8 protein-coding genes are annotated in these 13,670 nt (G+C 60.2%); 5 read left to right on the top strand and 3 right to left on the bottom strand.

The genetic code is table 11. From position 1 onward, the window contains the following. Positions 1 to 74: 74 nt before the first annotated feature. On the bottom strand, positions 75 to 794 hold the full coding sequence (locus WBQ96_RS13420) for a pentapeptide repeat-containing protein (protein ID WP_442920837.1): 720 nt from the start codon (positions 792 to 794) through the stop codon (positions 75 to 77). A gap of 431 nt (positions 795 to 1,225) precedes the next feature. Between WBQ96_RS13420 and WBQ96_RS13415 the strand changes: the two genes are divergently transcribed. The 3 genes from WBQ96_RS13415 (at position 1,226) to WBQ96_RS13405 (ending at position 4,683) form a co-directional block, all read left to right on the top strand. After that, positions 1,226 to 2,458, top strand: coding sequence for an ABC transporter substrate-binding protein (locus tag WBQ96_RS13415; protein ID WP_336550906.1), 1,233 nt, complete (start codon positions 1,226 to 1,228; stop codon positions 2,456 to 2,458). Positions 2,459 to 2,584: 126 nt separating this feature from the next. Continuing rightward, positions 2,585 to 3,442, top strand: a complete 858-nt coding sequence (locus tag WBQ96_RS13410) for an MBL fold metallo-hydrolase (protein WP_336550908.1) — start codon at positions 2,585 to 2,587, stop codon at positions 3,440 to 3,442. Positions 3,443 to 3,753: 311 nt separating this feature from the next. Next, positions 3,754 to 4,683: a DUF2865 domain-containing protein gene (locus WBQ96_RS13405; protein WP_336550909.1), complete on the top strand. Its 930-nt coding sequence runs from the start codon at positions 3,754 to 3,756 to the stop codon at positions 4,681 to 4,683. A gap of 70 nt (positions 4,684 to 4,753) precedes the next feature. Here the strand turns inward: WBQ96_RS13405 and WBQ96_RS13400 are convergent, their stop codons facing one another. Both WBQ96_RS13400 and WBQ96_RS13395 read right to left on the bottom strand, forming a co-directional pair. Continuing rightward, the gene (locus WBQ96_RS13400) at positions 4,754 to 4,966 is read right to left on the bottom strand and encodes a hypothetical protein (protein ID WP_336550911.1); all 213 of its coding nucleotides are present in this window, start codon (positions 4,964 to 4,966) and stop codon (positions 4,754 to 4,756) included. Between the two features lie 137 nt (positions 4,967 to 5,103). Continuing rightward, entirely contained in the window at positions 5,104 to 11,100 is a 5,997-nt protein-coding gene (locus WBQ96_RS13395) for a putative Ig domain-containing protein (RefSeq protein ID WP_336550913.1), read from the bottom strand. A 360-nt stretch (positions 11,101 to 11,460) separates the two neighbouring features. Here WBQ96_RS13395 and WBQ96_RS13390 point away from each other — a divergent pair, with 360 nt between their 5' ends. Both WBQ96_RS13390 and WBQ96_RS13385 read left to right on the top strand, forming a co-directional pair. Next, a complete protein-coding gene (locus WBQ96_RS13390; RefSeq protein ID WP_336550915.1) occupies positions 11,461 to 12,909 on the top strand; it encodes a sensor histidine kinase in 1,449 nt (482 codons plus the stop codon). Next, positions 12,906 to 13,601 carry a response regulator transcription factor gene (locus tag WBQ96_RS13385; RefSeq protein ID WP_165113442.1) on the top strand — a complete coding sequence of 232 codons (696 nt, stop codon included), beginning with the start codon at positions 12,906 to 12,908 and terminating at the stop codon, positions 13,599 to 13,601. Before WBQ96_RS13390 ends, WBQ96_RS13385 begins: the two co-directional genes overlap by 4 nt. Positions 13,602 to 13,670 lie beyond the last annotated feature (69 nt).

The raw sequence follows: 13,670 nt of genomic DNA, 5'->3' as shown, positions 1-13,670 counted from the left end.
AGTATGGTTCTCAATTCGGTGCCTTCGCGCAGTGCCATGCCAAGCGACTGGCACATGTTGAGGGCTGCCGCGCCTCAGTCGGCGGCGGAGCAGGGCCAGCTTGCCGGTACCGTCAGGCCGGCCGGCAGCTTCGTGGTGCTGTCACCGCAGGCCAGGTCGACCTGTCCTTGCTGCAGGTTTTTTGCTGCGGACAGGTTCACGCCTTCGATTCTTGTCAGAAACATAAAAGCGCGGTCGAAGTCTATCGCGCCTTCGAAAACCGAGCCGACGAAGCTGGCGCGCGAAAGGTTGGCCATGGGAAAACGGGTGCCGGTCAACACCGCCTTGTCGAAACTGGCGCGGCCGAGCTCGGCCTTCTCGAAATCGGCGCCGGTAAGATGCGCATTGCTGAAATTGGTCCGTTGCAATTCGGAACTGGCAAAGGAGGCGTTTTCGGCCGAAACGTCCGAGAAATCACAGCGATAGCCTTCGACCTTGGCGAAGTTTGCCTTGTCGGCATTGGCGCCTGCAAGCGAAGCGCGCACCAAGGTCGCCTTTTCCAGGTTCGCCGACTTGAGATTGGAACCGCTGAGGTCGGTCTGCGAGAAATCGGTATCAGACAGATTGGCGTTTTCGAGATTGCTGCCCCCGAGTATGATCTGCTTCTTGTTGCAGCCGCTCCAGTTCATTCCAATCGCCGGCGAACTTCTGCAGTCCTGCGCGCGAGCCGGGAATGCCGAAGCCGCAATCGTTGCGGAAAAGACCAAAGCACAAAGAGCAAGGGAGCGAAAAACGCTTGCAAGCCCAGGCCGGATGAAACGACCTGGTCTCGGGAGCAGGGCGTCGGTATCGGCATGACAGGTAGGCTCGGTGCTCAGCGTGTTCATCTCATTGCTCCGAGATTCGATGTCGTTTCAGGTCCCAGCGCATAATGTGGGTGTCCCGGAGAGTCCACTCAAGATGCAACCTCGACGCTATTCCATCCGACCGTGCCCTGCAATCGATCGACGTCCTTGCCGGGCTGTCGGACCATTCGGATGCGGCGAACGGTCTATCTGAGACGGGCTGAAGATGCCGTCTCAACTGCTTTAAAGCTAAAAGATAGTCTATTGACATATAGATATGCCCTGCATAGCTTTCGCCCGAGCTGATACCGGTCTGCGAAGTTGAGGACAAGCTGACGGTGGATGCTGGCTGAGATAGCGGCTCGGCCGGCCCAGCTTGTTTGACCAAGTGGAGGAAACCAATGAAATTATTGCGCCTTGCGATCTCCGCGGCGGTATCGGCCATTGCTCTAGGCACAGCCGCTGCAGAACCCGTGAAAGTCGCCTTCCTGACGCCGAAGACCGGGCCGCTGGCCTTTATCGGCGCCATGTACGATCCCACGATCGGCTTCGTCCAGAAACCGTTCAACGAAGCCGCCGGCGAAACCGGCAACACGCTGGACATTAGCGTCTATGACGATTCCGGAACGACGCAGGGTGCTGCCGATCGCTTCAAGCAGGCGATTGCCGACGGTGCGCGCGTCTTCATCGGTGCGGGAACTTCGCCTTTGGCTGCGCAGAACCTGGCGGACATCCGCCGCTGGAACCAGCGCAATCCGGACGATCCGGCCATGCTGCTCATCGTCGGCTCGGAAGGATCGAACTTCATCGGCTCCGATTGCGACTTCTATTCCTTCCACTTCACGACAACACCCTTCATCCGGCAGAACGCTTTGGCAAAGGTCATGAAGGACGAAGGGTCGCTGGGTGAAAAGGTCTATTCCCTCCAGCCCGATTACACGATGGGCCGCGAGATGGAGGCGGCGGTCGGGCAGAATGCCGAGACCTACGGCTACAAGTTGGTCGGCCAGACGCGCCACGACGTCTTCAAGATCAAGGACTTTTCGCCGTTCATCGAGAAAGTTCGCGCCACCGCGCCCGACACGATCTTTACGGCCAGCAGCGGAAGCGATCTGCGGCTCATCCTCCAGGCGGCATCGGCCTCTGGACTGAAGGCGCGTTTTGCGAGCACCTTCCTTGACGAGCCTGGAAACTTGGCCGCCGCAGGCGCGTCTGCTCTTGATAGCCACAGCGCACAACTGTTCAACGCCGAAGCAAGCGGCGAAGCCGGCGAGAAATATCGTGCTGCATTCAAAGCAGCTGCCGGACGTGACCCTGTCGCCTACATGAACAACAGCGTTCAGACGCTGAGCATGCTGGGCGCTGCGATTACCGCGCTGCCAAAGGCGGACAAGGTCGCGGTCAACGACCTCGCCAAGTCTCTGGAAACCGTGCAGGTCGACTGGCCCCACGGCAAGCTTTCGATGCGTGCCGAGGACCATCAGATCCAGCTGCCACTGGTCATCACCAAAGTTTCGAAGAACGCTCGCGACAAGGTCGATGATACCGATATGGGGTTTGAGCCGGTCAAGGTCCTGAGTGCTGAAGAAACGTCGCTTCCGGTCAGCGCCGACTGCAAAATGAAACGGCCCTGATCCATCGTAAAAACTGCGGACGGGAGCCATCGTTCCCGTCCGTTTTGCGCTATGCCCGGCGGCCGCTGCATCTCATAAAATCAACGGATGCGGTGTGAAACCGCACTCAGAATCGGTCGTGCAAAGATGCTCCAGATTGGCGATTGCCGGATTGTCTCGGTCCTCGAGCAGGAGTTCGAGCCGCGTGTCGACTTTCTGTTTCCGGAACTGGATCTCGCTTCTCTTGCTGGAGAGCAGAGCTGGCTGGAACCATCGTATCTGGACTTTTCGAACGGTGTCGTCCGGCTTGCGATTCAAAGCTTCATTGTCAAAGTGGATGGCCTGACCATTATCGTCGATACGGGCATCGGCGAAGAAAAGCCGCGGCATCGTCCGGAATGGCACGGGCGAAAGAATACTGGTTTTCTCGATAGCCTTGGCGAACACGGTGTTGCGCCGGAGACGGTTGATCTGGTTGTCTGCACCCATATCCATGTCGATCATGTCGGCTGGAATACGCAATGGATGGACGGCACCTGGCAGCCTACGTTCCCGAATGCGCGCTATCTCATCCCCAGCATTGAGCGCGACCATATGCGCGCTCAAGCCGAGCCGCCCTCATATTATGCGGATAGTGTGGTTCCGCTTCCGGGCAGAATGGTCGATTGGGTTCAACCGCATCATGAGATCTGCCCGGGACTGACGCTCGTGCCTCTGCCGGGACATTCGCCGGGCATGGTGGGGCTCAGGGTCGAGCGAGAGGGGAAGAAGGCCATTCTCTGTTCAGACGCATTGCACAGTCCCTTCCAGCTTCGCCTGCCCGAAGTTTCGAGTTCGCTGTGTTCGGACGCCGGCCTGGCGTGGACGACGCGCCACGCCCTGCTGTCCGAGTGCGTTGCAGAGGATATGTTGCTGGTTCCTGCCCATTTGCGCGAACATGCCGCCATCCGGGTGCATAGGGACGGCCACGTGTTTCAGCCGGAATTCGTTGATTTCGTCGGTTGAGGCCAGCGGGACGCGGGCGGCGATTTTTTGCGTCATCGTCCAGCGAAATTGCGTCTCTTCAGCGCTGGATTCCAAAATCTATCCCGGACCAGCAGAGCCAAGTCTCCGTCACGGCATTACGTTGCCGGAGACCGAGTTGCTCCGATGAGAGGCCGGCGCAATCGGGGAGGATGAGGGGGACCACGCCGGCCAATGGCGCTCCCTTTCAGGTCCGCCGCGTGGCAAAGATGACACGATCGGTTGACATAGGAAACTAAAAACTAACATATGTTAGCATATGGCTTTGCTGAGAAATACGTTTCGGAGGGCAGATGCGGGCCGTAACGAACGGAATTACACTCGGGATTGTTGCATATTTCTGCCTTGCGGTTGCGCCGGCTTTGGCCGACATGCGCGCCGTCCGTCAATTTGCGGCTGGTTTAAATGGCAGTGAACGTTTCCGTATAATCCTGGTGGCTGACTCGGATCGGGGTAACTACCTCACCGATCAGAAGCTCAATCGCGCCATGGAGCCTCGCGAGCAGCGCAAGATCAGGCCAGTTCAACGCTCGACCTCGCGACCGAAGCCGCAGCAGGCCAGGACAATGCAGCCGACAAACGCGCGGCAGAGTATGAAATCCATCCCTGGTGAATATCGGACCGTCTGTGTGCGGACATGCGACGGTTATTACTTCCCAATGTCCTTTTCATCGTCCCGGCGTCAGTTCTCGCGCGATCTTCGGAATTGCCAGGCTATGTGTCCCGGCACTGAGATGCAGGTTTTCTTTCAGGAAAACGATGCGCAAATGGTCGAGGAGGTTAAAGAGGGGGAGGAGGCGCCGGATATCCGCAACGAGTCCGCCGCCATGATTTCAGCCGTCGATGGCAAGCCTTATTCCGAGATGCCCACGGCATATCTGTACAGGCGAGAAAGCCTGGCTCGCCCGCCAAACTGCAGCTGCAACGGGCAGGGCGCTTCAGAAGCTGTGGCCGAGCCCGCACCATCGAACGAGGCAACGTCCTCGACCAGTCCAACCGCTGCTCCTGTCGAGGAACCGAATCCGGTAGCTGATCCGAAAATATCGGCGGACTTGGGAAGGGACCAGGAAAGGGACGTGATTGTCCAGACACAGGGGAGTGTTGAAACGACGGCCCGTCCGCTCGAGCCCGAACGCAAGGTCAGGGTTGTAGGACCGGTGTTTCTTCCTGACCCAGAAGGGGCAATAGATCTTCGAGCCCCGACTAATCGATACGTCCCGTAAATATGACTCTGAGCGCTGCGCTAGCGGCGGCGCGTTCTCGCACCAGTCCAATCGTAGCGTTGCTCGTAGTTCACGGTTGATCCGGGACGTTGTTCGAGGATTTCAGATTGGTGGCAGCAAGCATCATGATTGCATAGGAAACCTGCGCGGCATCCCATCCGGCGGCAGTTGCCATTTCCAGCAACTTGATCACCGAAGGCTCCAACGCAAACTGACAATGCGTCTGATATTGTGGATCGCCAAGAGCGTGACTCGGAGAATTGATCCTGTTTGCTTTTGCCATTGTTCATGCATCATGAGGTTGTCCCTCCGCCCAGACGCATCATCATTTTTTACGCATGCGGCAACCGACGTCAATCTTTCCAAAGTTGGCGGCAGATCTCCGCGGTCTGGCTGTTTTGATCTCATTTTGGTGAAGTCTCAGAAACGGGATCCAACCTTGATGGCGAAGGTGTGATCCTGACTTTGCCCGCCGCTTCCATAGGCGGTCTGGTAGTCGAAACCGAGGTTCCAGGCGTCACCGATCTGTGCGTCGAAGCCCAGTCCGATTGTCAGGTGGTCCCTGGAGAACTGATCGATATCGATTGAATACGGCAGCGTGCCAATATCGGCGTAGCCAAGGCTCGCGCGGCTCGATCCCTCGAAATCGTGGGTGTATTCGAGCCTGGCACGAGGTTTGAAGACGCCCCAGTCCATAGACAACGCGTATTCGAGCCGAAGCCCAAGGATACCGGAAAGCGTGTCGATGGTCTGGTCGCCATAGGTCAGCCCCCATATACCGCCGTCGCTCTCCGAAAAGGCGTCGAGTTTGGAGCGAGAGGCTTCCAGTCTTCCATATGGCGAGAGCAGCCAGCGGTCTTGACGATATTCGTATCCAGCCGTCAGCGAACCGAAGATCTGCTGCCCGCCGCGCGATCCCGTGGCGAAATCTCCAGTTGCCGTGACATAGCGGCGGCTGTCGAAATCCATGAGGCCGTAGCCGATCAAGCCGTCAATGAATATCTCCGGCGTCGGCTTGTAGCTGCCATAGGCGGCCATGGACCATGCTCGCCCACGGCTTTCCGTTCCGTTGCCCCCGACATCGGTCTTGTCACGGCCGTAACCGAAGCCGAGGCCGCCCACGAATTTGGGAGTGAAGCGATAGTCCACGCCGCCGGAAACGCCTACCAGCGTGCTGTCGAGATCAATGCTTCCATTGTCGCTTTCCGCAAAATTGACATAGCCTCCCGACCAGACCGCGAAGTTGCCGAGAGGATTGTAGTCGGCAGAACCGGAAGCAGGCGTCTCGCTTTCCTTCTTGCCGGCGTCCATCCTGCGGAAGGCGTCCGCGACGGGATCGCGTTCGTCTTCTTCTGCATAGGCTGCCTGATCTGAATCGCGCTGCGTAAGGCCGATATTGACGTTCATCGAATTGCGCCGGCGCTCGCCTTCGTCGTGAAGCTGCTCAAGGCGGCGGTTGAAATTATCCGTCTGCGTCCTGGCGAAGCGCTTCGCTGCCTCTGCCTGGGCCGTCAAAAGGCCAATTACCTCGGGGTCCTGCGACGGATCGGGTCGCGCGATGATGTTGAGTGTCACCGTGGCTGGGGCCGAGCGCCCATCGGCGTTCGACAGCGTGTATTGCAGGCTTGCCGATCCCGCGAAGGTGCCGGCAGCCGCGAAATCCAGCATATAGGCAGCGCGATCGCCCCTGATGGATGCCTTGCCTGCCTCGGTCGCGGGATAGACCGCGATATCGGCTCGGGTGAACGGGCCGTTGGTTGCTCCTTTCGTGAGATCGATGGAGCCGCGGGTTCCGGACATGACCTCCAATGTCATGTCCCGGGCGACCGGGACATTGAGGTTTCTGATTTTAATTGAAAGATTGGCAGTCCCGGTGAAGCCGAGACCATCGGTGGCCGTCACTGTGGCCGAGAAGTCGCCGGCTTCCGTTGGCGTCCCGGACAATGCGCCGTCAGCCGCAAGGACGATGCCCTTAGGCAGTTTACCCCCGGTCACGGCGAACTCATAGGACGCTGTGCCTCCCGAGGCAGACAGTTGCACCATTTCATAAACTGAATTGACCCTGCCATCAGCCAATGGCGGCACCGATATTTCGATCTCAGGGGCGGCGATCGAAAGCGAGAGTCGCCGTGCCCCGGTGAATCCGTTGTCGTCGGTTGCGGTCACGGTGAAGGCGAAGCTTCCGGCCTCGGTTGGGGTGCCGGCGAACTCACCGCCAGTATTGAGCGACAATCCTGCTGGCAGGTCGCCGGCTGTCACCTCGTAACTGTAAGGCTCGTTGCCGCCGTCAGCGGTCAGTGTCACCGGCCCATAGGCCGAGCCGGCCGTCCCGTCTGCCAACGAGTCCGGATGTATCGTGATCGCCGGCGCGCCAATGGCCAACGTATACTCTCGGGTGCCGGTGAAGTCGTTGTCGTCGGTGGCTGTTACCGTGAAGGTGAAGCTGCCAGTCTCGTTCGGTGTGCCGGTGATTTCGCCGGTCGTGGCGAGCGACAATCCTGCGGGTAGGTCTCCAGCCGTCACCTTGAAACCGTAAGGCCCGGTGCCACCGTCGGCGGACAGGGCCACCGGCCCATAGACTGAGCCAGCCACACCGTCCGCAAGCGCGTCTGGATCGATCGAAATCGTCGGCGCATCGACGGCCAGCGTATACTCCCGGGTGCCGGTGAAGTCGTTGTCGTCGGTTGCCGTTACCGTGAAGGTGAAGTTGCCGGCCTCGGTTGGCGTGCCGCTGAGCTCGCCGGTCGTGGCGAGCGACAGGCCCTCAGGCAGATCACCGGTCGTCACGGTGAAGGCGTAGGGTGCTTCGCCGCCATCGGCGGTCATAGCGACCGGTTCATAGGCCACGCCTGCCGATCCGCCCGGCAGTGTGTCTGGAGCGATCGAAATCGTCGGTGCATCGACGGCCAGCGTGTACTCCCGGGTGCCGGTGAAGTTGTTGTCGTCGGTTGCCGTTACGGTGAAGGTGAAGTTGCCGGCCTCGGTCGGCGTACCGCTGATCTCGCCGGTCGTGGCGAGCGACAGGCCCTCAGGCAGATCACCGGTCGTCACGCTGAAGGCGTAGGGTGCTTCGCCGCCATCGGCGGTCATGGCGACCGGTTCATAGGCCACGCCTGCCGATCCGCCCGGTAGTGTGTCTGGAGCGATCGTGATCGTTGGCGCGTCGATGGCGAGCGTGTACTCGCGGGTGCCGGTGAATCCGTTGTCGTCGGTAGCTGTCACGGTGAAGGTAAAGCTTCCGGCCACGGTTGGGGTGCCATTGAACTCTCCGCTGATGCTGAGCGACAATCCTGCAGGCAGGTTGCCGGCCGTCACCTCGAAACTGTAAGGCCCTGTGCCGCCATTGGCCGTCAAAGTCACCGGCCCATAGCCACTGCCCACCGATCCACCCGGCAGCGCGTTCGGGCCGACGGTGATCGTTGGTTCGGCGCGTGTGACAGTGACCGTGTAGGTTCTTGTCGTCGTCCCGTCCTGTGCTGTCACGACAACCGTGATGGTTGTGTCGCCAGTTGCGAGTGAAATCCCCGATGAAGCCGATCCCGATGTGACGCTTTGGCCGTTGACGGTGATCGTCGCACCGGTATCCGCGGCCGTAGGGGTCAGGGTTAGCGAACTGACGGTGCTCGGAACGGACACGGTGTAACCGGTGGTGCCGGGAGCGAAGGCCGGGTTCAGAGTGCCTGCACTGATCAAGAGGTTTGAAAGACTGGCGTCGTTCGAGGCAGGCACTTCATAGGTGAACGCGCCCGTCGCGGTGGCGCTGCCGCCGGGCGTGGTCACCACCACGTCGACCGCGCCTTCCGCATGCGTTGGTGTCGTCGCGGTGATCTGCGTGGCGCTGTCGACCGTGAAGCTGGTCGCCTCGGTGCCGCCGAACGTCACGGCTGTCGCGCCGGTCAGGTCCGTGCCGGTGATGACGACGCTCGTGCCGCCTTCGGTCGTGCCGCTGGTGGGTGCGACGCTGGCGATCGTCGGGGCGGCTACATCGTCGTTGACGATCGTCCCCACACCCTGCCCCTTGACCACTGTCGCGCCAACGACATTGGTCACGTTCACGAAGAAGGTCTCATCCGGTTCGTTGAGAGTATCGCCGAGTATTCTGACGTCGAACTGGCGGCTGGTAACCCCCGGCGAGATTCCTACGCTGCTGACGGCATTGGTCAGATAGTCGTCGCCGGCGATGGCGGTGCCATCAGCGCTGGCGATGTCCATCGTCACCGCAGTTGAGGTCGCCTGGTCGATCGACACGGTGAACACGGCCCATGTCTGGCCGGAGTTGCCTTCGGACACGGTGACGTCGCTGATCGACAGCGACGGAAGCACGGGAGCGGTGTAGGTGAACGCGCCGGTCGCGGTATCGCCGCCGCTGGGCGTGAGCACCACCACATCGACCGGGCCTTCCGCATGCGCCGGTGTCGTGGCAGTGATCTGCGTGTTGCTGTCGACCGTGAAGCTGGACGCCGCCGTGCCGCCGAAGCTCACGGCGCTCGCGTCGGTGAAGTCTGTTCCCGTGATCGTCACCGTAGTGCCACCGGCCGAGGGGCCGCTCGGCGGCGCGATGCCGGTGATTGTCGGGGCTGTATCGTCGTTGACGATGGTTCCCTGTCCTACGCCGTCTGCTATCACCGCTCCAGCGACATTGGAAACGTTGAGGAAGAAGGTTTCATTCGCTTCGTCAAGCGCATCGTCAATCATTCCGACGGAGTGGTAATAGACATTGGTGCCCGCCGGTATGTAACCGGACCCGCTGTGGGTGTGATAATCCTCGCCGCCGATCGCCGTACCGTCGGCCGTGGTGACGTCGAATGTAACCCCTCCTGGCCCGGCAGGGGAATCGAGCGACACGGTAAAGGCGACGTTGCCGTTGCTCTCGACCGCTGACGCGTCATTGATCGAAAGCCGCGGTACCACGGGAGCGTCGTAGGTGAACGCGCCTGCCGCGGTAGCGCTGCCGCCGGGCGTGGTCACAGCCACGTCGACCGGGCCTGCCGCATGCGCCGATGTCGTGGCGGTGATCTGCGTAGCGCTGTCGACCGTGAAGCTTATCACCGCAGTGCTGCCGAAAGTCACCGCCGTCGCCCCGGTCAAGTTGGTGCCGGTGATAACGACACTCGTGCCGCCGGCCGTCGGGCCGCTGGTCGGCGAGATGCTGGTGATCGTTGGTGCTGCCGACGTATCATTGTCGACGATCGTCCCCACTCCCTGGCCGTCGACCACCGTCGCTCCGACGACATTCGTCACGTTCACGAAGAAGGTTTCGTTCGGTTCGCTGAGTGTGTCGCCGAGTATCTGTACCGTGACAGGCCCGCCGATAGACCCCGGACCGATGCTGACGCCGGTGCCGCTGAGAGCCACGTAGTCGACGCCTGCGGTGGCTGTACCATCGGCCGTGGCGATATCGAATGTCACCTCCCTGAACTGCGGCACGGTCCGGTCGAGCGTTATGTTGAAGGTGACAAAGGTGCTGCCGGAATCGCCCTCGACAACGGTGACGTCGTCGATCGACAGCGACAGCACCACGGGAGCGTCGTAGGTGAACGCGCCTGCCGCAGTGGCGCTGCCGTTGGGTGTCGTCACCGCCACGTCGACCGGGCCTTGCGCATGCGCTTCAGTTATGGCGGTGATCACCGTATCGGTGATCACCGCGAAGCTGGCCGCCGGGGCACCGCCGAAAGTCACCGCCGTCGCATCGGTCAGGTTCGTGCCGGTGATGACCACGCTGGTGCCACCCTCCGCCGGGCCTGTGGACGGCGAGACGTTGGTAATCGTTGGCGCGGAGCCCGCGCCAAAGACCGTCAGCGTTAAGGACTGTGTCCCGAAATGCCCGTATTCATTTGTCGCGCGAACCGTGAAGTCGAAACGTCCTTCTTCTCTCGGCGTGCCCGACAACGTGCCGCCATCGGAAAGCCTGATGCCATCCGGCAGTTCTCCTGACACCAGCGTAAAGGTGAACGGGCTATCCCCACCGTTCACAAAGATGGGGTTCGTGTAGTTTTCGCCGATCGCAACCTCGGTCGGCCCGGTAGCGAACATCGTAATAATACTGGTTTGGATGGTGACGTGGCATGTCTCGGTTATGGTGGCGCGCCACGTGTCCCCATCGTCATGGGAGATGTCGCAGCCGCTCGGCGGACTGCGATACGTCATCCCGGTGAGGACATCGATCCTGAACGTGACAATCGTGCCGACGTCCACGGCATCGCCGCTGCTCAACATACCGCTAGGCCCCCCAATGGCCGAGACCGGTACCGGTTCATCCCATGTGACGATGGCCGTCTGCGCTTGTGCCGATGCGGCAAAACCGAGGCCGGAAAACAGAAGCGCCAGGAAGAGCACGAGCCGGGACAATGGCGATCTGACAGGACACGCCTTGCCGCCATCAGTGACGATGTTCCGGTGTCCACCGCGAAACGTCATGCTCACCCCCCGCCGATATGGATCGACCATCAGGGCGGTCGACCACTACTTCGTGCGGCGGAGAGCGTTGCAAGATCACCCGCACGACGCCCCTCTCGGCATCGCCCGGACAATCCTCTCCAAATCTTGACACTCCGTCAGGCGAACCAGATCGCCTCGCGGAGGGATTTGTCAGTGCCGCATCGAAATCCAGATCACGATAAGGTCATGGCGACCGACAATTCCACCGATCAATTCTATTGAATTCTGACCAATTCTTGCAGCGCGCGCGCCGCACTTGCCTCCTCGCTCAACTCCTGCAAGGTTTAGCTTCAAAGCGGCAAGAGGTGCGGCAGGGGGACCCCGTGCGAACATTCAGGGATGCTTGACCTCAAGACCGTTCTGGTTGTCACTCTTGCAACCGCAAGCCTGCAGGCGGTCGCCTGGGTTTTCGTCTGGCAGGCTTGGCGACATCTCTACGAACTCAAGTTCCTTGCCGCAGGTTTTGCCGCGATTGCTGTCGGACTTCTCTTGATGATCGTTCGCGGCACGGAACCAGCCGCATTGGCTATCGTCCTGCACAATACGGTTATCAAGCTGGGGCTGGTGCTGCTCGCCGAGGGCCTGGCCCGTTTTCTGGGACAGCCGCGCTATACCTGGATCGGTGTTTCGCTACTCATTTTCCAGATCGTTGCCTGGAGCGCCGCTGTTGCAGTCGACCCGGCTAACATAGCGATCCGTATCCACACGTCGACTTTCTTTACCGTCATGATCATGTCGGTGATGTGCCTCGGGCTGATGCGAGACCGCACGCAGCCGACGCTTCTGCGCTGGATAACAATTGGAATACTCGCCGAGTATATGGCCGCCAGCATCATCCAGAGCGTCATCGAATATCTGCTGCCTGCCGATTTTCAGAGCGGCCCGATTCTGGCCGACCGCAACGCCTGGTATCTGCTGCAAGGCACGCTGTTCCTGATCGCATTTTTCGCCTGCCTGCTCTTCATGGTCAGTTCCCGGCTCTCCGCCGACCTGCGTGAGAAGAACGCTGCCTTGTCGCGAGAGGTGCAGGAACGACGGCGGCTGGAAAGCCGATTGAACGCAAGCCTTGAGGCCGAACGCGCGCTTCGCGATGAGCAGGCGGACTTCATGCGCGTCGTCAGTCACGAGTTCCGCACCCCGCTCGCCATTATCCGCAACGCTGTCGACATGATCGGCCTTGTCGGGAACAGGTCACCAGAAGCGACCAAGGAACGCATCGTCGGAATTGGCGAGGCGCTCAATCGCCTGTTTTCCCTGATCGACCGTTTCATGGCCAATGATCGCGACAGCGGGTTCCGGCCGGAGACGATACGCGTCGATTCCCTGATCGCGGATGTGCGACTGCATTTCGAGATGACCGAACGCGGTGAGCGCCTGATCTTCACCGTCGAAGACGATGCCGTTTCGCTTTTCGCCGATCCCGAAATGCTGGCGACCGTCCTTATCAACCTCATCGACAACGCGCTCAAATATTCGCCAGAGAACAAGCCGGTCGATATCGATGTGCGTAGGGAAGGTCGAAATGTGGTCGTCCAAGTCCGTGATCATGGCATGGGCATTCCGCAGGCCGAGCGTCACAAGATCGGCAGGCGCTTCTTCCGGGCCTCCAATACGATGGCCGGAACCGGAACCGGCCTCGGCCTCTACTCTTCACGAAAGCTGCTCGTCTATCATGGCGGCAAGCTGCAGTTGCTGGCCAACGACGGCCAGGGCATGACGGCGATCGTGAAACTGCCTCTGTCAAGCGAAGCGACAGATCAATCTTCGCTGGAGGAACTGACGGCATGACGCATATTCTGATCGTTGAGGACGAGCCCCGGCTGCGTAAGGATCTGGCTGATTTCCTGGAGCTGACAGGCTTTACGGCTGAAGGTGTAGCCACAGCGCGGGAATTGCGTCAGGCGCTCGCGGACGGCAGTGCGCCTGCTGTCATCATCCTGGATGTCGGGCTGCCCGATGGGAATGGATTCGAGCTGGCAGCCGAAATCCGCAAGTCACGTGCCTGCGGCATCATCATGCTGACAGCACTTGGCGAAAGCGCAGACCGTATCCGTGGCTTTGAAAGCGGCGCCGACATCTACTTGGTCAAGCACAGCACACTGCGTGAGATCGAAGCCGCGATTCGCAGCTTGCTGCGACGGACGGGAGAGCTGCCTGGTTCTGCGAACGGCAACAATGATCAGTGGGTGCTTGACGGCACGAACTGGATGCTGATCGCGCCCAATCACCGTTCGCTCAAACTGACCGCAACCGAGTTCGCCTTTATGAGTGTGCTGTGCAGCAACTGTGGAGAGATCTGCCAGCGCGAGGATCTTATAGAAACCGTTGCCCGTCCCAGAGCGAACTTCGACAACCGGCATCTCGATGCCGTCGTCAGTCGGCTACGCCGCAAACTGGAGGAACAAATCAATCTGGCGGTACCGATCAAGGTCGTCTATGGCGTTGGCTACACCTTCACTGCCTCCGTCGTTGTACAGTAGCGCTCTTGTAAGGAAACCTTCGCTCATCGTTTCAGAAACCGGAAGTTTCCGGTCGAGCGTAGCCAGGCG

The organism is Mesorhizobium sp. CCNWLY176, from assembly GCF_037153935.1.
GTDB classification, from domain to species: domain Bacteria; phylum Pseudomonadota; class Alphaproteobacteria; order Rhizobiales; family Rhizobiaceae; genus Mesorhizobium_M; species Mesorhizobium_M zhangyense.
The sequence above is the reverse complement of the archived record's forward strand: the minus strand, read 5'-3'. Positions and strand labels throughout refer to the sequence as shown.